Annotated in this window: 19 protein-coding genes; 15 read left to right on the top strand and 4 right to left on the bottom strand. The window is 66.4% G+C overall.

Annotation, left to right across the window (positions count from 1 at the left end; translation table 11 throughout):
• The first annotated feature begins 8 nt into the window (after positions 1-8).
• Together G7Y54_RS01800 and G7Y54_RS01795 are read left to right on the top strand one after the other, a co-directional pair.
• A complete protein-coding gene (locus tag G7Y54_RS01800) occupies positions 9-854 on the top strand; it encodes a methyltransferase domain-containing protein (protein WP_241159325.1) in 846 nt (281 codons plus the stop codon).
• Positions 851-1975 carry a translation initiation factor IF-2 gene (locus tag G7Y54_RS01795; RefSeq protein WP_165076480.1) on the top strand — a complete coding sequence of 375 codons (1125 nt, stop codon included), beginning with the start codon at positions 851-853 and terminating at the stop codon, positions 1973-1975. Before G7Y54_RS01800 ends, G7Y54_RS01795 begins: the two co-directional genes overlap by 4 nt.
• Positions 1976-2011: 36 nt before the next feature.
• Here G7Y54_RS01795 and G7Y54_RS12525 read toward each other — a convergent pair whose 3' ends face one another.
• Both G7Y54_RS12525 and G7Y54_RS01785 read right to left on the bottom strand, forming a co-directional pair.
• Positions 2012-2737 carry a hypothetical protein gene (locus G7Y54_RS12525; protein ID WP_241159324.1) on the bottom strand — a complete coding sequence of 242 codons (726 nt, stop codon included), beginning with the start codon at positions 2735-2737 and terminating at the stop codon, positions 2012-2014.
• A gap of 283 nt (positions 2738-3020) precedes the next feature.
• Positions 3021-3860: a hypothetical protein gene (locus G7Y54_RS01785; RefSeq protein ID WP_165076476.1), complete on the bottom strand. Its 840-nt coding sequence runs from the start codon at positions 3858-3860 to the stop codon at positions 3021-3023.
• A gap of 438 nt (positions 3861-4298) precedes the next feature.
• Here G7Y54_RS01785 and pgl point away from each other — a divergent pair, with 438 nt between their 5' ends.
• From pgl to G7Y54_RS01735, 10 genes are all read left to right on the top strand, one after another.
• Complete coding sequence (gene pgl / locus G7Y54_RS01780; protein WP_165076474.1) at positions 4299-5060, top strand: 6-phosphogluconolactonase; 762 nt, start codon at positions 4299-4301, stop codon at positions 5058-5060.
• Between the two features lie 45 nt (positions 5061-5105).
• Entirely contained in the window at positions 5106-6989 is a 1884-nt protein-coding gene (locus G7Y54_RS01775; protein ID WP_165076464.1) for a sigma 54-interacting transcriptional regulator, read from the top strand.
• Positions 6989-7597 carry a MarC family protein gene (locus tag G7Y54_RS01770; RefSeq protein ID WP_165076454.1) on the top strand — a complete coding sequence of 203 codons (609 nt, stop codon included), beginning with the start codon at positions 6989-6991 and terminating at the stop codon, positions 7595-7597. Before G7Y54_RS01775 ends, G7Y54_RS01770 begins: the two co-directional genes overlap by 1 nt.
• Positions 7598-7914: 317 nt before the next feature.
• Positions 7915-8517, top strand: coding sequence for a MarC family protein (locus G7Y54_RS01765; RefSeq protein WP_165076451.1), 603 nt, complete (start codon positions 7915-7917; stop codon positions 8515-8517).
• A gap of 9 nt (positions 8518-8526) precedes the next feature.
• Positions 8527-10002: a GGDEF domain-containing protein gene (locus G7Y54_RS01760; RefSeq protein WP_165076448.1), complete on the top strand. Its 1476-nt coding sequence runs from the start codon at positions 8527-8529 to the stop codon at positions 10000-10002.
• 12 nt (positions 10003-10014) lie between these two features.
• Positions 10015-11331: an NCS2 family permease gene (locus G7Y54_RS01755; RefSeq protein WP_165076445.1), complete on the top strand. Its 1317-nt coding sequence runs from the start codon at positions 10015-10017 to the stop codon at positions 11329-11331.
• 41 nt (positions 11332-11372) lie between these two features.
• On the top strand, positions 11373-12791 hold the full coding sequence (locus G7Y54_RS01750; protein WP_241159323.1) for a sodium-dependent transporter: 1419 nt from the start codon (positions 11373-11375) through the stop codon (positions 12789-12791).
• Between the two features lie 11 nt (positions 12792-12802).
• Positions 12803-13744, top strand: coding sequence for an NAD(P)-dependent oxidoreductase (locus G7Y54_RS01745; RefSeq protein ID WP_165076441.1), 942 nt, complete (start codon positions 12803-12805; stop codon positions 13742-13744).
• A gap of 442 nt (positions 13745-14186) precedes the next feature.
• Positions 14187-15449 carry a sulfite exporter TauE/SafE family protein gene (locus tag G7Y54_RS01740; protein ID WP_165076426.1) on the top strand — a complete coding sequence of 421 codons (1263 nt, stop codon included), beginning with the start codon at positions 14187-14189 and terminating at the stop codon, positions 15447-15449.
• The gene (locus G7Y54_RS01735) at positions 15449-16174 is read left to right on the top strand and encodes a hypothetical protein (protein WP_165076424.1); all 726 of its coding nucleotides are present in this window, start codon (positions 15449-15451) and stop codon (positions 16172-16174) included. Before G7Y54_RS01740 ends, G7Y54_RS01735 begins: the two co-directional genes overlap by 1 nt.
• Before the next feature lie 82 nt (positions 16175-16256).
• Here the strand turns inward: G7Y54_RS01735 and G7Y54_RS01730 are convergent, their stop codons facing one another.
• Positions 16257-16787 carry a hypothetical protein gene (locus G7Y54_RS01730; RefSeq protein WP_165076422.1) on the bottom strand — a complete coding sequence of 177 codons (531 nt, stop codon included), beginning with the start codon at positions 16785-16787 and terminating at the stop codon, positions 16257-16259.
• Positions 16788-16819: 32 nt separating this feature from the next.
• Positions 16820-17026, bottom strand: a complete 207-nt coding sequence (locus G7Y54_RS01725; protein WP_165076420.1) for a hypothetical protein — start codon at positions 17024-17026, stop codon at positions 16820-16822.
• Positions 17027-17402: 376 nt separating this feature from the next.
• On the opposite strand from G7Y54_RS01725, the gene G7Y54_RS01720 reads away from it, so the two are divergent.
• The 3 genes from G7Y54_RS01720 (at position 17403) to G7Y54_RS01710 (ending at position 21872) form a co-directional block, all read left to right on the top strand.
• Complete coding sequence (locus G7Y54_RS01720; RefSeq protein WP_165076418.1) at positions 17403-18260, top strand: NAD(P)-dependent oxidoreductase; 858 nt, start codon at positions 17403-17405, stop codon at positions 18258-18260.
• Between the two features lie 108 nt (positions 18261-18368).
• A complete protein-coding gene (locus G7Y54_RS01715) occupies positions 18369-19112 on the top strand; it encodes a sulfite exporter TauE/SafE family protein (RefSeq protein WP_165076417.1) in 744 nt (247 codons plus the stop codon).
• 288 nt (positions 19113-19400) lie between these two features.
• Entirely contained in the window at positions 19401-21872 is a 2472-nt protein-coding gene (locus tag G7Y54_RS01710) for a glycyl radical protein (RefSeq protein ID WP_165076415.1), read from the top strand.
• Positions 21873-21928 lie beyond the last annotated feature (56 nt).

Here is a 21928-nt window from a genome sequence, read left to right as displayed (position 1 = left end):
GGAAGGACATGGACGACCCTCACGCGCCCCACATGGCCCGATCTTCAGGCTCTCCCGGCGCAGCCCCGCCCCGCCCCGGCGACGTGGCGACGGCCCGCTTCGTGCTGGCGGCGCAGTTGCGCCTCCTGGAGCGCGCCCTCGCCGCGTGGCCGCGCCGGGACGCGGCCCTGCTGGACGTGAATTGCGGCACGGGCGCGGTGCTGCCCTTTCTCTGGGGCTGCGGCTTCGAGGTGGACGCGGTGGAGGCCGACCCGGCCTCCCGGGCGCGCGCGCAAACACGCTGCCCGGCGGCCACGGTCATGGCCGGCAGGGACGACGGCCTGCCCGTGGAGGACGACGCGTACGACTGGGTGCTCCTCCACCTGCGGGAGCCCCGGCGCCTCGCCGCCGCCCTTGCCGAGGCGCGGCGGGTGGCCCGGCGCGGCTTTGCCGTCACTTTCTGGAACCGCCACTCCCTCGCCGGCCTCTGCGCGCGCGTGGCCCACACGCGCCTCCCCGGCCATGTCACCACATGGTGGGAGGTGCGTGGGGCCCTGCGACGCATGGAGGGCGCGCCCGCGCCCGCCAATACGGCGAGCCTGGGCACGCTCGCCGGGCCGCTGAACACGTGGCGCGCGGCAAGCCCCCTCGCCTCCGGCAGCCGCCTCGTCACGGCGCTCCCGGTGGGGGCGTGGACGGTGTTCCGCTGTACGCTCGGGCCCGCGGGCGGCGTCACCCCGCTGGCCCTGCGCCTCGGCGCCCGTTTCGGGCGCGGCATGGATGAGCGCCTTTCCGCGCCGGAGCCGGTGCTGGAGTGCGGGCGCAAACCGCTCACCTCCTGCGCCCCGGGCGGGAGGGACGAAGGAGGGGCATGATGCCCGCATTCCTCTCAGGCCTTGCGGCCAAGGCCCGCGCGCACAAGCTCGTCACCCTGCTCGCCGTGCTGCTGCTTGCCGGCGCCCTTGGCGCGGGCGGCTATTTCGGCTGGCGCACCTGGCAATACCGGCAGACCAGCGAATACGCCGTGGAACAGCTCAAGGCGGCGCTCACGCCTCCCAATACGGAAGAGCTCGCCAAGCGGGTGGACTTTCGCACGCTGTTCGCCGAGCTTTCGCGCGCCGTGGCCGGGGCCTTTCCCTTTTACAAGGCCGGCCCGGACCAGGAACATGTGCTGAGCCAGCAGTTGCAGACCGCCCTCTTGCGCCGCCTGCGCGAGAAGGACGCCGGCCCCGCCAAGGGGGAGGAGCCGGACGCCGCGGCGAAGCTGCGGCAGCCGCTGGCGCTCTTCCCGCCGGATTTTCTCGCGCAGCTCCCGGCCGGGCTCACGCTTACGGAGACGAAGGGCGACACCGCGCGCATCAGGACGGAGATCACGCACCCCCAGCTCGAAGTGGCCTTTCCGCTGGAATTCGAGCTTCGGCGCGGGCCGGACGGCTGGAGGGTGCGCCACCTCGTGAATGCGGCCGAGGTGGCCGCCACCCTGCGCGCGGCCCTCGTCACGCGGCAAAAGGCCACAGCGGATATCGTCCTTGCCAAGAACGAGGCCACGCTGAAGCGCATGGAGAGCATCCTGCCCATCCAGGGCTGCGAGGCCGAGGCCGGCCTGCTCTCCGACGGGGAGACCCTGCTGCTCATGGTGCTCATGCGCGGGCAGAACCAGGGCGGCATCCAAGTGAACAACATGGACCTCGACACCACCATCTACGGCGCCCACGGCGAGCCCGTGCTCACGCGGCACCTCAACGCGGCGGAGCCGGTCTATCCCGGCGCGGCCTTCAGCCACCGCTGGAGCATCGAGCTCGACGCGCAAAGCCCGGAGGGGCAGGCCGTGCTTGCCGGCATCCCCCTCACCTGCCGGCCGGTGTGGCGCACCATGGGGCTTTCGAGCGCGGAAGTGCTGCATGTGGCCGACGCGGCCGATTTGACGCAAAAATGCGAGATCCCGGGGCACGATCACCCCGTGGGCTTCTGCAAACTGCCGATTTTTCAGGAATAACGGGAGAGGAGCCGACGCGGCGCGCTGAAGTGCCCGTCAGGCGCCGCGCTCTTTCTTCCACACGGCATAGGCCCGCATGACCCCGGCGAGATGCCGGGGCACCACCACGGCCTCGCTGAAGTGCGCGAGCACATTGCGCCGCGCCATGCGGGCCTGCGGCGCGGGCTCGCCGTCGCGCGGGCGCGCCTCGAGCGCCGCCAGCACGGCGGCCGGGGCATCGTTGGCCGGAAATTCCAGCATGTTGACGCCGGGGCGCAAAAAATTTGCCGCTTCCGGCCGCGCCATGAGCAGGGCCTCGCAGCTCAGGGCCTCCAGCATGGCCCGCTCGGCCGCGTCGCCCTGCCCCGGGCAGACCACGAGCGAGGACGCTGCCAGAAGATCCCGATAGCGCCCAAAGGGCAGCGAAGCGTGCGCCGCAAAGCGCGGGCGGCAGCCGTCCGCCCAGGTGTTGGCCGCGGCTTCCAGCGCCTTCCGAAGGCGGCTGTTTTCCGTCAGCATGACCGCATGGCACGCGGGGAGCGCCCGCAGCACGGCGTGCGCGAGGCGCAGCAAGACGGCCAGCGCCGCGCCGTCGAGGCCGGTGGCGTCGAGGGTGAGCAGGGGGGCATCGGTCGAATCACCTTCAAACCACGGCCGCGCGGCCGCGCGTGAAAAAAGCTCCGTATCCACACAGGGCTCGGTGAGCCGCAGGGACTCCCGCAGGGGGCCCGGGAAGAGGCGCCGCTGCCGCTCGCCCATGGCGAAGCAGAGGTCGGCCTGCAAAAGGAGCGTGCTTTGCAGGATGGCCCAGGCCTGGCGCGCTTCACGGGCAGGAGTGCGAAATTTTTGAGCCCGGTTTCCGCATAGCCCGCGAGAAAGGCGCCGGGAAAGGCCTGCGGCGCGAACAGGGCCGCGCCCCCGGCCAGCGTGGCGAAGATGATGTCCGGCACGCCCCAGGAATCGCGCAGGGAGGTGAGGGAGCGCAGCCCCCAGGAACCGCGCCTGACGGTCTCCTCCCACAGGCCGGGCACTTCCGGGGCCGCGTCGCCGAAAAGTGGGGCGTTTTTCAGGCGCACGCGCCTGACGCCCGGGAGCGCGAAATCCTTGCGCTGCCGGTGGAGGCGAAGAGCACCTTGTTTTCCGGCGCGGCCGCAAGCTCGCGCGCCAGCGGCCCGAGATCGCCGGGGAAATAGTTGCTGATGAAGAGGATGCGCATGGGGATATGCGGACGGCGCCCCGAAGGGAGCCGCCGTTTTTTTTTTGAGGCGCCGGAACCGTCCGCATCAAGGGGACTGTCGTTGATTGCCTCTTCCCCAAGGTAGGCCTGGGTGGAAGCGTCATCGGCAAGGGCAACGGTTTCCACTTCCATCTGGGACGCGGGGGTCACGAGAGCCACCTTAACGCCCCCCGCCACTTCCAGGCTCAGGAGCGAACCCTCGTCGTTACTGTAGACCCAGGCGCCCTTGGCCTCACTCCACGCCCAGTTGCCGTTCAGCCCTACCGTCCACGCCCCTTCGGTTCCCCCGAGGATAATGCCGTACATCTCCAGCGAAGCCAGCTGGTTGATGCCCAGGTTCTTGACATCGTCCTCGCGTTCGGAGCGGATGAGCATTTCCACCCGCTGTACCTTGTCCACAGGAAGGATGCCCAGGCTCCCTGTGCCCTTGTTGGCAAGGAGGATGTCAAAGCCCCGGCCGCCGTCAATGTAGGCGTCAGCCGCATCATAGATGGTTCTGGTCGCCTTCATGGATACCGTGCCGCCGGCCTTGACCTCGCCAATGGTCACCGTCACGGTCACACCGTCGCCATTGGTGCCGACCAGCGTACTCGAGCCCTGCCCCGTCCATGTGAAGTGGTTATTGGCTGCTCCGTCAACCGTGATGTTCTGCTCGGTCGCAAAGACCACATTCTTCACCGCCCGCGGGCCGTTGAAGAGGTCTGCGGTCTTCTCCTGGGACGCCTCGGCGTTGCCCTCAGCCGGGCACGCGAAACGCCGCGCCCATGCCGCACGGACGCCTTGACTCGGGAGTGGGAGAAGGAGTGGAGGAGGGAGCATTTTCCGTTCCTGCCGTGACAGTTGAGAAGCGACGAACCCGCGCGGGCGAAATATCACCGCATGCGGGGCCGGCGTGGCCGGAACATCGCCAATACAATCGAGCTCCAGGGTCGGCAGGAACTCTTCCGAAAGATGGCTTCGGATGACCTCATGGTAGGCGCTTCGGCAAAAATGTCGAGCGGGCGCGGCCCCGCGGCCCGGGCAAAAATGGCTTTTCTCCCGGCGTGGTCTGTGGCATACTCCCTGCGCCGCCCCCTTTTCGGGGCGGCCAAACGCAAGGAGCCGCCAATGCCGGGCCGCAGCCGTTCCATCCATCTTTCGCTCCATATCCACAAAACGCCCGAAGCCATGGCGGAGCGCGCCGCCCACATCTTCGCCGCGGCCTGCGAGGAGGCCGTGAGCGAGCGCGGCGTCTTTCGCATCGCCCTTTCCGGCGGCCAGACGCCGGTTGCGCTCTTCCAGCTGCTCGCCAAGAGCGACTGGGCCGACCGCCTGCCCTGGGACAAGATGGTCTTTTTCTGGGTGGACGAGCGTTGCGTGGGCCCCGACCACCCCGAAAGCAATTACGGCATGGCCCGGCGCGAGCTTCTGGGCCACGTGCCGGCGACCCACTTCTACCGCATGCGCGGAGAGGCCGACCCGGTGGAGGCGGCGAGCCGCTACGAGGCGCAGATCCGCGAGGATTTCGGCCTTGCGGAGGGGCAGCTGCCGCGCTTTGACTTCATCCTGCTCGGCATGGGCGCGGACGGGCACACGGCCTCCATCTTCCCCGGCTCGCCGCTTCTGGGCGTGAAAAAGCCGGAGGAAAAGCGGCGCCTCGTGGCCGATGTGTACGTGCCGGAGCGCAAGGCCGACCGCATCACCCTGACGCTGCCGGTCATCAACAACGCGCGGCTCTGCATGTTCCTCGTGGCCGGCGCGGAAAAGCACGCGGCCCTCGCGGACGCGCTCAACCTGCTCACCGAGCCGGTGCTGCCCGCCCAGCGCGTGCGCCCGCGCATCGGCGACCTGATCTGGATCGTGGACGAGGCCGCGGCCCTTGGCCGCTGAGCCCGCCAGAGGGGACGGCCCCGCGCCCCCGCGCCTGAACCTGCCATGACAGCCAACGCCGCTCTTGAGGCCCGCCTCCACGCCGTTCTGGACCAGTTGCCGGGGGGGGTCTGCGCCCCGGGCTGGCGCCTGCTCTACGCCAATGCCGGCCTGCGCGCGCTTTTGGGCATCGGCGGCGCGAAGCTCACGGGCGCGACGGAAGCGGCAGGCGCGCCGCCGGCCGAAGCCCTCGCCACCTGGCTCGGCCAGGGCGCCCTCGAGGGCTTCGACGGCCATGGCGATGCCCGCGCGGACGCAAAAGAGCGCGGGCGCCTCCTGTTCCGGCACGGCGGCGGCTCCACCTACCTTCTCCACTGGTGGGAGGCGAGCGCGGCGGACGAAGCGGGCAGCGAGGGGGCCGGCGCAGAGGGCGCCCATGCGGACGCCGGGGACGGGGGGGCGGTCACCTATGCGCCCTTGCGCTGCTTCACCGTGCAGGAGCTGCCCCCCGGGGGCCTCGAGCAGGCGGCCAGCCACTCCTTGCGCGAGCTCGACAATGTGCTGGAATCCATCCATGACGGCATCTGGGTCATCGACGGCCAGGGCGTGACCCGGCGCATCAACCGCGCCATGGAGCGCATCGCCGGCATCCGGGCCTGCGAGGTGGTGGGACGCCATGTGAGCGAACCCCTGCGCGAGGGCCGCTTCAAGACCTGCGTCACCCTGCGCGCGCTGGAAACGCGGCATACGGTGACGCTCTTCGACGACTATTCCAACGGCAAGCGCTGCCTCAACACGAGCACGCCCATCTTTGACGCGGACGGCAAGGTCTGGCGGGTCATCGCGGCCATCCGCGACATCACGGAGCTCGAAAACCTCCAGACCAAGCTCTCCAACCTTGAGGTCGAGGCGCTGGCCTATCGCCTGCGCGCCCAGGGGCTCGAGGGCGAGACCGCGAACGGGCTGCTCGGCCAGAGCCTGCTCGTCCAGCGCGTGCGGCAGGACATCGCCAAGGCCGCGCAGGCCGAGGCCGTGACGCTCATCCTCGGCGAGACGGGCACGGGCAAGTCCTTGGCGGCGAAGCTCATCCACGACATGAGCGCCCGCGCGGACAAGCCCTTCGTGGCCGTCAACTGCGGCGCCATCCCGCCGGCGCTCATGGAATCGGAGATATTCGGCTACGAAGGGGGCGCCTTCACGGGCGCGGCGCGCGGCGGCAAGCGCGGCATGCTGGAGCTGGCCCAGGGGGGCACCCTGCTCCTCGACGAGATCGGCGAGCTCTCGCTGCCCATGCAGGCCAAGCTCCTGCATGTGCTGGACGGCCAGCCCATCTACCGCGTGGGCGGCACCCAGCCCATCACGGCCGACGCGCGCCTCATCGCGGCCACCAACAAGCCGCTGGACCGCATGGTGGCCGAAGGGCGCTTCCGCGAGGATCTTTTCTACCGGCTGCGCGTGCTCTGCGTGGAGATGCCGCCCCTGCGCGAACGGCGGGACGACATCCTCCTGCTCGCCTGGCACTTTTTGCGCAAGATCGGCCAGGAGACCGGCACCACCAAGAGGCTTGACCCGCGCACGGAGCAGATCTTCCTCGCCTATGGCTGGCCCGGCAATGTGCGCGAGCTCCAGAGCGTCATCCAGTCCCTGCTCACGCTCTGCGAGCGGCAGAACATTTTGCCCGGCGACCTGCCCTCCTACATGCGCGAGGCCGCCGAGGAACTGCCCGAGCCGGCGGCGCCCCGCGAATCCATGACTTCCGCGGTGGAGCGCCTCGAGCGGGACATGCTCTCCTCCGCGCTCGCCGAGACGGGGAGCACCTACAAGGCCGCGCGGCGCCTGGGCATCAGCCAGTCCTCGGTGGTGCGCAAGGCGAAAAAATACGGCCTGCACACCGCAGGCGCGCCGGGCTGGACCGAACGCATCGCCGCCGCGCCCGGCAGGGAGAAATGATGGAAGAACTCACCGTCGGCCGGCTCGTGGGCCTCGCCATCAAGCTCTATGCGCTCATGACGCCGCCCGCCGTGCTCAGCGCCTTCATTTCGCACATGCGCGGCCACACCAAGCGCGAGAAATACCTCACGGCCTGCAAGGCCTCGCTCGCCATCTTCATAGTGGGCGAGGTGCTGCTGGTCTTCGGCTCCAACCTGTTCGGGCTGTTCGGCTTCACGCTGGACGCCTTCCGCATCGGCGTGGGGCTTTTGCTCTTTCTCACGGCCATTTCCCTGATGAACGACGACGACACCGCCCCGCCCGTGCAGCGCGGCGCGGACATCAGCGTGGTGCCCCTGGCCATCCCGCTGGGCATGGGACCCTCGGCCATCGGCACGGTCATGGTGCTGGGCGCCCAGGCCACTGGGCCGCATGATTTGCTCGTCGATACCTTCTGCCTGCTCTTGGCCTCGATCTGGATGGCGGCGCTGCTCTGCCTCGCCGACCCGGTGCAGCGGCTCATCGGCCGCACGGGCATCGCGGTCATGGCGAAACTGACCGCGCTGTTGCTCTCGGCCATCGCGGCGCAGGTGATCTTCACGGGCATCCAGGGCTTTCTTCGGCAGTAAAGAGGCTCCATTCTGGAAAAGCGCAAGGTTATGATATAGAAAGCAGGGCAGGTCTTCCTCAAATCCGTCTGGAGCGAAGCGGAAGACGGGTGCTGTTGCCGGAAGGATCCTAAAAAATAAGATTTTTAGGTTCCGGCAAGGAAGAAAATAATTTCCGAAGGGAGTGTACTCAAGTACTCGACCGAGGAAATTATTTTCTGACGTAGCCGGAACCTAAAAGGCTGTTTTTGACGGATGATTTCGGCGTTCCCGTGCAGCACAGGCGCACCGCCACCGCAAAAGCAGAACGAAGCCCAAGCACAAAGGACACACACGGCATGGACGGCCTTATCAGCGATGTGGTGGGAACCAGCATCAAGCTCTACGCGCTCATGACGCCGCCAGCGGTGCTCAGCGCCTTTCTCGGCCACACGCGCGACTACGACGCGCGCAAGAAGCACGTGACCGCCCTCAAGACCTCCACGGCCATCTTCGTCATCGGCGTGGTGCTCTACCTCTTCGGCTCCAGCCTGTTCGAGCTCTTCGGCTTCACGCTGGACGCCTTCCGCATCGGCTCGGGCGTGTTGCTCATGCTCACGGCCATCGCCCTCATGCGCGACGACGGCGAGACCGACCACGTGCACACCGAGGGCGACATCAGCGTGGTGCCGCTCGCCATCCCGCTGGGCATGGGGCCCGCCTCCATCGGCGCGGTCATGGTCATGGGCGCCTCGGCCAGAAGCTCGCACGAGCTCACCCTCGGCGTGTTTTCGCTGCTGCTGGCCGCGTTCGGCATGTTCCTGCTCTTGCGCATGGCGACATTGCTGGGCCGGGTGCTCCGCGCCACGGGCATCGCGGTGCTCGCCAAGCTCACCGGGCTTTTGCTCGCGGCCATCGCGGCCCAGGTCATCTTTACGGGAGTGCGCGGCTTTCTCGGATAAGGAGCCCACATGAGCCAAGGCACCGACACCCATGCCCCGGCGGGGGGCAACGCGCACGACAGCGGCCTCAGGCTCGTGTTCGTCAGCAGCGTCATCCTTGTCCTGACGCTGCTGTTCTTCGTCTTCCTCATCCACACCACCATGCACGTGGCCGAGGAGTACCGGGCGAGCACCGACGCCATGGAGAACTACATCTCCTGGGAAAACGCGGGCCAGCGCGTGCGCCGCGGCTCGGACTACCTCACCGAGCAGGTGCGCCTCTTCGTCCAGACCCTCGACAAGGACTATGCCGACCGCTATTTTGAAGAGCTCGATTCCACCCAGAGCCGCGAAAAGGCGCTGGAAAAGCTCGCCGGCGAGCATGTGCGCGCGGGCGACCACAACTGCATCCACACCGGCGTCGACCTCTCCAACGCCCTCACCTTCCGCGAGATCTACGCCATCCGCCTCGCCGCCGAAGGCGCGCACCTCGACCTCTCCGAATTTCCGGCCAAGGTGCGCGAGGCGCGCCTGAACGCCAACGACCGCCACCTCTCCCCGGCGGACAAGGTGCGCCACGCGCGCGAACTGGTCTATGACCGCAACTACCGCGAGGCCAAGCAGGAGATCTTCAACGCGGTCACGCACTTCCAGGAGGAGGTGCTCGCCAGGGCCCATGAGGCGCAGGAGAAGAGCACCGCCGAGCTCGGCATGGTGCTGGCGCGCCAGCGCCTCTCCCTCGTGGGGCTCGGGCTGCTCGGGGTGCTCACGTTCGCCATGGTCATCCTGCTCGTCATCCGGCCGCTCCGGCTCTTTGACCGCTGCATCAGGGAGGGCCGGCCGCTGGCGCCAGCCGGGGCGCGCGAGTTCCGCGAGCTGGCCGGCACCTATAACGAGATGTTCGCCCTCCAGCAGCAGCAGGACAGGATGCTGCGCCACAAGGCCGAGCACGACCCGCTCACCGACCTGCTCAACAGGAGCGCCTTCGACGGCCTGCGCGGCCTGTTCAACGGCGAGGACCATCCGGTGGGCCTGATCCTCATCGACGTGGACCGCTTCAAGGAAGTCAACGACCTCCACGGCCACGAAACGGGCGACGCGGCCCTCAGGCGGGTGGCAGGGCTTTTGCGCACGGCCTTCCGCGCCGATGACTTCTGCATCCGGCTGGGCGGCGACGAATTCGCGGTCATCATCCCGGACCGCGCCCCGGGCATCGAGCGCGTCATCGCCGACAAGATCGCGGCCATCAACGAGACCCTGGGCCGGCCCGAGGACAGGGTGCCCGCGCTCTCCATCAGCGTGGGCGTGGCCTTCTCCCGCCAGGGCTTTCCCGACAGCCTCTACGGCGACGCGGACAGCGCCCTCTATCACGTCAAGGAGAGCGGCCGGCGGGGCTGCGCCTTTTTTGATGCCATGAGCGCCCGGGCGGCCCAGTCCGCCCGCTCCCAGCGCCTGCGCGAGCCCGCGGGCGACACCCCCGAGCGCCAGGCGCGGCGCCAGGACTGACGGAGGCCCCTCATGCAGCTGCTCGAACGCCTGTTCCACCTCAGCGAAAACGGCACCACCGTGAAAACGGAATGCCTGGCCGGGCTCACCACCTACATGGCCATGTGCTACATACTCTTCGTGGTGCCCGGCATGCTGGCCGACGCCGGCATGCCCGTGGCCGAGACCGCGCCGGCCGTGGTCTGGGTGACGGTGCTCGCCACGCTCGCCATGGGGCTGTGGGCCGGTTTTCCCGTGGCCGTGGCGCCGGGCCTCGGCATCTCGGCCTTCTTCGCCTACTATGTGTGCGGCCCCGCTGGCTACACCTGGCAGACGGGCCTCGGCGCGGTGTTCATCTCGGGCGTCATCTTCCTGTTGCTCACGGTAACACGGCTTCGGCAGATGATCATCGACGCCGTGCCCATGGATCTGAAATACGCCATCGTGGTGGGCATCGGCGCCTTCATCGCCTTCATCGGCATGAAGAATTGCGGCATGGTGGTGGCCTCGCCCTCCACCTTCGTGACCCTGGGCGACCTCGGGCAGCCCGCCACCCTGCTGGCCGTGGCCGGCATCTTCCTCATCGGGGCGCTCATGGCCCTGCGCGTCACCGGCGCCATGATCATCGGCATCCTCGCCGTGACCGTCGCGGGCATGGTGCTCGGGGTGACGCCCGCGCCCTCGGCCGCCACGTTTTCGCAGGGCACGGGCGCGCTCTTTCCCTCCGGCCTTTTCATGCAGATGGATCTTCCGGGCGCCCTCTCCCACGGGCTCTTTTCCATCATTTTCACGCTCACCATGGTGGATCTTTTCGACAACATGGGCGTGCTCATCGGGCTTGCGCAAAAAGCGGGCTTCATGCGGCCGGACGGCCATATCCGCGGCCTTGACCGAGCCCTGATGACGGATTCCTGCGCCACCATGGCGAGCGCGCTTCTCGGCACCACCACGGCCACGAGCTATCTTGAGTGCGCCGCGGGCGTGGCCGCGGGCGGCCGCACCGGGCTCACGGCCGTGGTCATCGCCGCGCTCTTTTTGCTCTCGCTCTTCCTCATGCCGCTGGTGAGCCTTGTGCCCGCCTTCGCCACGGCGCCCGTGCTCATCATCGTGGGCGCGCTCATGATGCAGGAGGTGGGCCGCATCCGTTTCAATGACTTCACCGTGGCGCTGCCCGCCTTCCTGACCATCATCTCCATGCCCCTGACCTTCAATATCGCCACGGGCTTCGGCTTCGGCTTCGTGAGTTTCGTGGGCCTCAAGGCCCTCACCGGGCGCTTCCGGGACGTGCGGCCCGTCATGTGCGCCATCGCGGTCTGCTTCGCCGTCAATTTCGCCCTCAGGCTCCAGTAGGGCGCGGGCATCGCTTTTCTGTATCAAGGGGGGACGCCATCATGGACAGCAAGGCCGCGGGGAGCGGCACGGGCGGCCGCGCCGGCCGCGAGATGCTCGGGAGCCGCCTCGGCTTTCTCCTGCTTTCGGCGGGCTGCGCCATCGGGCTCGGCAACGTGTGGCGCTTCCCCTTCATCACCGGCGCCTTCGGCGGCGCCATCTTCGTGCTCGTCTATATCTTCTTCCTCTTCGCCATCCTGCCCATCATGATCATGGAATTCGCCGTGGGCCGCGCCTCGCGGCTCAACATGGGCCTCGCCCTGAAAAAGCTCGAGCCCGAGGGCACCTCCTGGCACCGTTTCGGCTGGGTGGCGCTGGTGGGGAGCTACCTGCTCATGATGTTTTACACAACGGTCACGGGCTGGATGCTCTCCTATTGCTGGTTCGAGGTGTCGGGCTCGCTCGCCGGGCTCACGCCCGAGGGCGTGGGCGCCTTCTTTAACGGAGCGCTCGGCGACGCGACCACGCAGGTCTGTGGCATGAGCGTGGCCGTGGCCCTCGGCTTCGCCGTGTGCGCCATGGGCGTGCGCCGGGGCGTGGAACGCATGGTCAAGGGTATGATGCTCGGGCTTCTGCTGATCCTCGTGGTGCTCGTCGTCCGCGCCCTGCTTTTGCCCGACGCCGGGAGCGGCGTGCGCTTCTACCTCATGCCGGACCTCGAAAAATTCCGGGAAGTGGGCTTTTTCAACGTCTGCAACGCGGCCATGGGGCAGGCCTTTTTCGCGCTGTCCGTGGGCATCGGCTCCATGACCATCTTCGGGAGTTACCAGCCCAAGGACCGCTCCCTCACCGGCGAGGCCCTGTGGATCATGGGCCTCGACACCATGGTGGGCCTCATGGCCGGGCTCATCATCTTCCCGGCGTGCTTCTCCTTCGGCGTGGCGCCGGGCTCGGGGCCGGGCCTCGTCTTCGTGACCTTGCCCAATATTTTCGAGCACATGGAGGGCGGCCGCCTCTGGGGCACACTGTTCTTCATCTTTCTCGCCTTCGCCTCGCTTTCCACGGTCATCGCGGTGTTCGAGAACATCATCTCCTACAGCGTGGACGTGTGGGGCATGCCGCGCAAGCGCGCGACCGCGCTGCACGCCTGCTCGATGTGGCTGCTCTCGCTGCCGTGCGCGCTCGGCTTCAACCTGCTCTCCGGCATCCAGCCCCTGGGCGCGGGGAGCACCATCCTCGATTTTGAGGATTTTCTCGTCAGCAACAATGTGCTCCCGCTGGGCGGGCTGATCTTCCTCTTTTTCTGCTGCTGGCGCCGCGGCTGGGGCTGGAACAACTTCATCAACGAGGCCGACCAGGGGCAGGGCCTGAAATTCCCGCGCTGCCTGCGCTTCTACCTGACGTGGCTTTTGCCGTGCCTCATCCTCATCCTCTTCGCGGCGGGCTACGCGGACAGGTTTTACGCCATCAACCCCAACTGAAGGAGAGCGACATGCGCATCGTCCTTATGGAAAACCTCGGCTGCTCCCCCGAGCTTGTGGAAGAAAATGCCGCCAGGCTGCGCGCCCTCGGTCATGAGTTCACCACCTTTGAGAAAACCACCGATACGGAGCGGCTCAAGGCCGAGACGCGGGACGCCGATGTCCTCATGCTCGCCAACATGCCGCTGCCCGCCGAGGTGCTGGCGGCGGCGCCGGACGTGAAGTTCATCGACGTGGCCTTCACCGGCGTGGACCATATCCCCGTGGCGGATGCGCGCGAGCGCGGCATTGCCATTTCCAACGCCTCGGGCTATGCGGACGAATCCGTGGCCGAGCTCTGCATCAGCCTCATGATCCAGCTTTTGCGGCACCTTGGCGAGGCCGAGCGCCGCGTGCGCGAAGGCGGCACCAAGGCCGGGCTCGGGGCCAATTTGCTTCAGGGCAAGACCGTGGGCATCATCGGCGCGGGCGCCATCGGCAAGCGGCTGGCCGCGCTCTGCAAGGCCTTCGGCTGCACGGTGCTGGCCCACAACCGCCGCCCGGTCTCAGACCCGGCCATCGACGAAAGCGTGGGCCTTGACGAGCTTTTGCGCCGCTCGGACATCGTTTCGCTGCACTGCCCGCTCACGCCGGAGACCAAGGGGCTTATCGGCGCGCCGCAACTGGCCATGATGAAGAAGACCGCCCTGCTCATCAATACCGCGCGCGGCCCGGTGGTGGACAACAAGGCCCTTGCGGAGGCGCTGAACGCCGGCACCATCGCGGGCGCGGCCTGCGACGTGTTCGACATGGAGCCGCCGCTGCCGGCGGACTATCCGCTGCTGCACTGCAAGCACATCATCCTCACGCCGCATCTGGCCTTCTATTCGCAGGAATCGCTGGAGGAAAGGGCGAAGATCGCCTTCGCCAACCTTTTCGCGTGGCTCGCTGGCAAGCAGGCCAACAAGATCTAGCACCTCCCTTCCGTCAGGCGTGGCCGGCAGGCCGGCCACGCCATCTGCGCCGGCCTCTCCCCCACGGCGCCCGGCCTTGTACTTGACGGCCGCTGCTGGCGAGCGCCGTATCCATCAGGGACTTCCGACGCCGGAGCCGTGGGCATGATCGCCGAAATTTCCGCCTGCGTGTACCGGCACATGCGGTGGCCTCCGTACCCCGTGCGGCACCAGGCCGACGCTCATCCACAAAATTTTCACATATAAATTTTACATAGTTTTCAATATGTTATATAAACATCTCCCCTGCATACCGCATAAAGCCCTGAAACCCTGCTGACAAAAAATATTCCGCCTGCTATGCTTGCGAAGAAAAGCGCATTACCATTTCTGTTTTCGTTCAGGCATGTCGTGGGACAGGCCGTGAACCTTATTTCGCCTTTTCGAGGGAGGGCAGGGGACTATGGGTTTTGGCCGACAACTGTATCACTTTCTCCTTGCCGGCAGCGAGGCCTATGCCCGCTGGGATTTTGAAGTCTCCACTTCCATCCTGAAAAACCACAAGAAGCTGCTGCTCGTTCTTGCGCTGGCCGCGCCCATCTTTCTCTGCTGCATCGCGGAGGCGTATGACCCGCATGAGATCCTTGGCGGCCATGCCGCCTATGCGCCGGCCTTCTACACGCTGCCCATCTTCCTCGCGGCCATCGGCGTAGGCGTGGCGGCCGGCCTCATCACCGGCTGTATCGGCGCCGGCGGCGGTTTCATCATCACGCCCGCGCTCATGGCCGTAGGCGTCAAGGGCATTCTGGCCGTGGGCACGGATCTCTTCCATATTTTCGCCAAGGCCATCATGGGCACCACCATCCACAAGAAGCTCGGCAATGTCTCCGTCCGGCTGGCATTCAGCTTCCTGGCCGGCTCCATCGCCGGCACCTTCATCGGCGGCGCGCTCAACAAGGGCCTCTATGACGCCAACCCGCTGCTCTCCGAGCTGTTCATCAGCTCGGTGTACGCGCTCCTGCTCGGCTTTCTCGGCTTTTACGCCCTGGCGGACTTTCTCCGCTCCCGCCAGCCGGCGTCCGCGCAGTCCCACGAGACCGACGCCACCGCCGCTGGCCTCACCGGCATCGCCCGGCGCATGCAGGCCGTGGCGCTGCCGCCCATGATTCCCTTTGACCGGCGCGTCATTCCGGGCGGCCGGCGCATCTCCGCGTGGATCGTCGCCTGCGGCGGCGTGTTCGTGGGCTTTCTTGCGGCCATCATGGGCGTGGGCGGGGGCTTCGTCACCTTCCCCATGTTCGTCTATGTGTTCGGCGTGTCGTCGCTGACCACCGTGGGCACCGATATTTTCCAGATCATCTTCACGGCCGGCTTCGCGGCGGTGGGGCAATACGCCGTGTACGGCTATGTGTTCTACACGCTCGCCATCGGCATGCTCCTGGGCTCGCTGCTCGGCATCCAGGTGGGCGCGCTGACGACCTCGGTGGTCAGGGCCAACCAGATCAAGGGCTTTTACGCCGTCTCCATCATCGCGGGCTTCGTCAACCGCGCGGCCACCCTGCCCAAGAAACTTGTGGAGCTCGAATTCCTCACGCTGCCGGCGGCCCTCGTCAACGGCATCGAGGCCGTGGGCAATGTGGTCTTCTGGGTGGTGGTGGCCTTTTTCGGCCTCTGGGTGTGCAGCAAATTCTTCCTGAACCTCGGCAAACTGCGGGAGAATGCGTGATGGCCGGCATCGTCAGGAACAGGGCGCCCTTCCTCAAGGGCGTGACCCTGCTGGGCAGTTTTCTTGTGCTCTTCTGGCTCATCCTCTCCCCGGTGATGCGCGGCGAGGGCGGCCGGCACCTCACGGGCCTCGAATATGCGGACGAGGTGTTCAACGAGCTTTCCAAGGGCTCGTCGTATTTCATCCCGGCCGTGCTCAAGGACATCGCCCCGCTCATGGGCCGGCAGGTGGCCCTTAAGGTGACGCTGCAAAAGCCGGCGCTGGCGCCGCTGGCAAAACAGCTGCTCGAGCGGGTCGGCGCCCGCGTGGAGGAACAGGGCGCGGCGCTCGCCTTCACGGGGGACCTCGGCGCCATCCTCACCGCGGCCACGGAAGTCGCCGACCGGCTCTACCACAACGACGGCGCGGCCGTGAGCGAAAACTACGGCGGCGCGCCCGCGCTCGAAGTGGCCTCCGCCTGGTGGTACCTGCTCAAGCCCTGCATCAAGGAACTGCAAAAGCAGCAGCGCGTGGCCGACGCCAAGGCCGTGGACCAGGTGCTCACCCGCGCCATTGAGCCGGGCAACAACTTCTACGGCATCGAGCCCGCGAAAATGTCCGAGCATATCCTGCTCGTCTGCGCGCTTTTGGCCTTCTATGTGCTCTATACGCTCTGGTACGGCTTCGGCATCTACGAGATATTTGAGGGTCTCGGCCTGGTAACCGCGGGGCATAAGGAGAACTGAGCGGCCCCCCGGCGCCGCGCACGCGAAAGGGCCGCCCCGAGGGACGGCCCTTTCTGTATATCTGTGCCGAAAACCTGAAATATTACAGGCGCTCGTTGTGGCTCACGCCGCGCAGGGTCTGCGAAAAACCGAAGGCAACGGCCGTCTCGCCGGGGTTCAGGGCCTGCACGCCCGCAGTGGTGGGCACGCTGCAGGAATGGGCTTGCATGTTGCACTGCGCGCCCGCGGGGGCGGCGGCCAGCGCATCCGAAAAAGCCGCCGGGGCCTGCGTGGCGCCGTCCTGCGCCGTGGTGGCCGGCGCAAGGGCTGCCGGGACGGTGTGCGGGGCCGCCGCCCTTTGCTCGATGCGGGGCATAAGCGCGGCATGCCCGGCGGCGACCGACTGCTGCTCGAGCAGGGCCGGCGTGAGGAACAGCGCCAGTACGGCAAGAGCGGCGCCGAGAGCATATCTCCGCATCCTGCGCGGCGAATCATTGCTGGTATACATGGCGCCCTCCCGGCGTGCATGCTTGCGGTCAATGGCTTCAAGGGTGAGATCGGTATTCATGGCGGGAGCGGCGAGATAAGCCCTTCTCCCGTTTTCCATCATGGTGGCACTGTATGCAGCTTCCATGCGCATGGGGTGCTCCTTTATATCACGGCCGTCTACGGGCGGCCTGAAAGTGAAAGATCCGAAGGCAGGATGCCGGTGCGACGCTGGCGGAAGCGGTTGCGTCTCACGCTGCGCGCGGAAAGGGCCACAGCCTGGCGACGGTCACGCAGCACATAATAGAGCGACGTGAGCCCGAGAAAGCCGGCTATAAAAAAAATGCTCACCTGTATAAAAATCATACAAAACACGAAGCTGCTCATGATATTTCCTCCAACCATGCCGGTTTTCGCGGCCAGGGGCTTGCCTCTTCCCTGTTGCCCCCGGCCGGCCGGCCTGTTTCCCTGTATAATTTTTTGCCCGGCGCGGGGAAGTTTTCACCCGCGGTATACAGGATAAAGCATAGGCCGTGCCAAGAGGCCAAGGTGTGGGGCACAAAAGGAAAAATAGCGTCTTGCAGTCGCCCGAGCTGGCCACGAACTGGCCCCGCGCTGGCATGGATAGTGCACACGGGTTTGCGCAAAACCCGCGTGCTTTCCGCGCCCCCATGCTGCCCTAGCCTCCGCCTGGGCGAGCGTGCGCGCAGGCGGGCGCGGAAGGCGGCCAACCCCGCCACCGGGCGGGCCCTTCGGAGGGGAAATGCGCTTCTCATTCCTCGGTCTTGGCAATATGGGCGCGCCGCTGGCGCGGAATATCCTGCTGGCGGGCGAAGAGCTCACCGTCTTCACGCGCCGGCCCGAATGCGCCGCCGCCTTCGCCGCGGACGGCGCCAGCGTGGCGACGAGCGTGCGGGAGCTCGCCCACTGCGACGTGCTCTGCACCTGCCTGCCCCTGCCCGGGCATGTGCGCGAGGCCGTGCTGGGCGCGGACGGCGAGGGCCTGTATGCGGCCATGGGGCCCGGCAGCATCCATCTCGAGTTCAGCACCATCGACCCGGCCACGGCAAACAGCCTCGCCGCGTCGGCATCCGCAAAGGGCGTGGCCTATGTGCAGGCCACGGTGGGGAAAACGCCGCAAATGGCCATGAAGCGCGAGGAGCCGCTGTTCGTGGGCGGGAACAGGGCGGCGGTCGGCACACTCTGGCCGCTGCTCGAAAAGATCGGGCAGCCTCATGATGTGGAGAGCGTGGACGCGGCCTGTGCGGTGAAACTTTTGAGCAACATGATCGGCATGGCGAACCTGGCCGTGCTTGCCGAGAGCCTGCGCATCGGGCAGGCCGCGGGCATGAAGCCGGAGACCCTGCTGCCCCTTTTGCAGGATACCGGCGCCCGCAGCTTCCAGATGGACGTGCGCGGCCCGTGGATGGCGGCCGCCGATTTCAGCCCGCGCTTCGCCGTGGACCTCGCCGCCAAGGATCTGCGCCTCGGCTGCGCCATGGCCCGGGCCTGGGGCTGCGAGCCGCGCCTCACCCAAGACGCCCTCGGCATGTTCAAAAAAGCACAGGCGGAGGGCCTGGGTGGCGAGGACGCCTGCGCCGTGTTCAAGGCTGCGAATTAGAAGAAGAGACCCGTCCCCGGCATCACGCAAATAACGGCCCTGCCCGGCAGCCGCCTCATGAGGGGTTGTCCGGGGGGCGCCCGCGTTTTCGCGCGCCTTGAGGCATCCATGACCCTCCTGCTCTTTCTCTATCTCAACACCACCTGGTTCCTCGGCGGGCTCCTCACCGGCCTGACCTCCTTCGGGGGCAATCTCTTCGCCATCCCCCTGCTCACCCTCGTCATGCCCGCGCGGGAGGCTATCCTGCTCGGCTGCCTGAGCGGCGCGGCCATCCTGCTCGGGCTCGGTTTCGTCTACCGCCGCGATGTGCCCTGGCTGGAAACAGTGTGCCTCGGGCTGGCGGGGCTGCCCGGCGTGCCCCTCGGCAACGCCTTTCTCAACCACGCGGGCCCGCGGCTGCTCATGCTTGCCGCCGGGGCGAGCCTTGTGCTTTTCCTCCTCTGGCAATTCCTTTCCGGGCGCCTCCATGTGGCGCAAGCGCCCATCGGCCGCTGGTGGAGCGCGCCCTGCGGCTTCATGGCCGGTATCATGATGAGCGCCGTGGGCATGGGCGGCCCGCCGCTCGTGCTCTATGCCTATCTTCGCCACTGGAGCAAGGAGAGCACCATCGGCGGCGCCAATCTCGCCGCCTTCATCTCCATGCTTGGCGTATTGCAGGCGCAGTGGGCCGCGGGGCTTTATACCCCGGAGCTGCTCCGCGACGGCCTTTTGGGGGGCCTGTTCGGCATTCTCGGCATCGTGGCCAGCGTGCCCATCGTGCGCAAGGTCGATGCCCTGCTCTTCCGGCGCCTGCTTTTGCTGATGATCGCGCTTTCGGCCGTCATGCTGCTGGCGCGCGGCCTTGCGGCCTGAGGCGGCGCGCCCCTGTCTGACGCACTGTTGCGGAAAAACTGTTGTAAAAATGCACTATATGAAATAACATAAGGAAATATAAGGATATTCACAAAAATTTGTGTTTTTTTGCCATCCGGCCCTTGCGGATTTGCGGCCCGCTTTCGGTGAATTTTCTGCATACTCCCTGAAAAATCAACAACTTATCCTCTTGGCATGGCTGATGCTTAGAGGGGGCGCATGGGCGTTTTCTCACAAGCGCCCAAGATGTTCGTATTCAGAGATGATACTGCTGAGGAGAAAGCCATTATGAGCCAGTGCAGCTGCATGTCGCCGCAGGAAGACCGCGTCATCAACAAGAATGTCAACCGTGAGGGCCGCGAGCGCATCTACAAGATCCTTGAGCGCAACCAGTTCACCCTCCCGCATGTGGATGTGGAGCGGGCCAAGTATTTCACCGAGTCCATGCGCGAGACCGAGGGCGAGCTGCTCACCCTGCGCTGGGCCAAGGCGCTCAAGAACGTGGCCGAGAAGATCACGGTCTGGATCACGCCCGACCAGCTGCTCGCCGGCCGCGTGGGCAAGCTCGGCCGTTACGGCATCCTCTATCCCGAGATCGACGGCGACTTTTACCGCGAAGTGCTCGCCGACCTTGAGCACCGCGACAAGAGCCCCTTCCAGATCTCCAAGGAAGACATCAAGACGGTCATGGAAGACATCGCCCCCTACTGGGAGGGCAAGACCTACCACGAACACCTCAACCGCGTGCTGCCCGCCGACATCCGCACTGTCACCTACCATGACGAGCGCGGCCTGAAGTCCAAGTTCGTGGTCAGCGAGACCTCCTCCTACCGCTCGGCCCTCCAGTGGGTGCCGGACTACGAGAAGGTCATCACCAAGGGCATGCTCGCCATCCAGCAGGAGGCCAAGGACAAGCTCGCCACCCTTGACCTCAACAATTCGGTCGACCTGTGGGAGAAAAAGCCCTTCCTCGAAGCCATGGTCATCGTCTGCGACGCCATCATGATCTGGGCGCGCCGCCACGCCGACCTCGCCCGCAACATGGCCGCCAACGAGACCGACCCCAAGCGCAAGCAGGAACTGCTCGAGATCGCCGAGGTCTGCGACCGCGTGCCCGCCTATCCGGCGCGCACCTTCCGCGAGGCCGTGCAGAGCCAGTGGTTCGTGCAGATGTTCTCGCGCCTGGAGCAGAAGGCGAGCGCCATCATCTCCAACGGCCGCATGGACCAGTACCTCTATCCCTTCTACAAGAAGGACATCGAGGAAGGCCGCCTCACCCGCGAGCAGGCCAAGGAGCTGCTCGAGTGCATGTGGGTGGACATGGCCCAGTTCATCGACCTCTACATCAACCCCACGGGCGTGGAGTTCCAGGAGGGCTATGCCCACTGGGAGGCCGTGACCATCGGCGGCCAGACCCGCGAGGGCGAGGACGCCACCAACGACCTCACCTATCTCTTCCTCGAATCCAAGCGCGAGTTCCCGCTCAACTATCCCGACCTCGCCGCGCGCATCCACTCCCGCTCGCCCGAGCGCTTCCTCTATGAGGTGGCGCTGACCGTGAAGGACGGCTCCGGCTTCCCCAAGCTCATCAACGACGAGGAAGTGGTCTTCCTGAACACGGTCAAGGGCTGCCCGGTGGACGAGGCGCTGGACTACGCCGTGTCGGGCTGCACCGAGACGCGCATGCCCAACCGCGACACCTACACCTCGGGCTGCGTGTACGTGAACTTCGCCACGGCGCTCGAAATGACGCTCTACAACGGCCGCATGCTCCACTACGGCGACGAGCTCATCGGCGTGGAGACCGGCGACCCGCTGGAATTCAAGACCTGGGAAGAGTTCTACGACGCCTACAAGACCCAGCACCTCAACCTCTTGCGCAAGGCCTTCCAGCAACAGCATGTGGTGGACCGCCTGCGGCCCCAGCACTTCGCGGCGCCCTTCTCCTCCGTGCTGCACGACCTGTGCATGGAGAACATGCTCGACCTGCACACCGAGAAGATCCCGGGTGGCGTGGACTACTCCTACTTCGAGTTCCTGGGCTACGGCACCGTGGTGGACTCGCTCGCGGCCATCAAGAAGCTCGTGTTCGACGAGAAGAAGCTGACCCTCAAGGAAGTCATCGACGCCTGCAAGGCCGACTTCAAGGGCTATGAGCCCATCCGCGAGATGCTGCGCAACGCCCCCTGCTACGGCAACAACGACCCCTATGCCGACAGCATCGCCAAGGACGTGGACCGCTTCACCCAGGTGGAGGCGGAAAAGAGCACCCGCGAGCGCGGCGTCCATGTGGACGTGCGCTATGTGCCTATCACCTCGCATGTGCCCTTCGGCAAGGTGGTTTCGGCCACGCCCAACGGCCGCCACGCCTGGACCGCCCTTTCCGACGGCTCCTCGGCCTCGCACGGCGCGGACAAGAACGGCCCCACCGCCGTGCTGCTCTCCAACTACCACTCCAAGAACTACGGCATGACCAACCGCGCCTCGCGCCTCCTGAACATCAAGCTCTCGCCCAAGTGCGTCGAGGGCGACGAGGGCACGGAAAAGATCATCAACCTCATCAGGACCTGGTGCGACCTCAAGCTGTGGCACCTCCAGTTCAACATCGTCAACCGGCAGACCCTGCTCAACGCCCAGAAGGAGCCGGACAACTACCGCAGCCTGCTCGTGCGCATCGCCGGCTACAGCGCCTACTTCTGCGATCTCTCCCGCGACCTGCAGAACGACATCATCGACCGCACCGAGCACAGCGCCTTCTAAGTGGAACAACAGCCGGGGGGAGGGGCGCCTCCCCCCGGTCTTGCGCCCTGCGTCCG

This window comes from Desulfovibrio sp. ZJ746, from assembly GCF_011039155.1.
GTDB lineage: Bacteria > Desulfobacterota > Desulfovibrionia > Desulfovibrionales > Desulfovibrionaceae > Desulfovibrio.
This window is presented reverse-complemented; position numbering and strand designations above follow the sequence as displayed.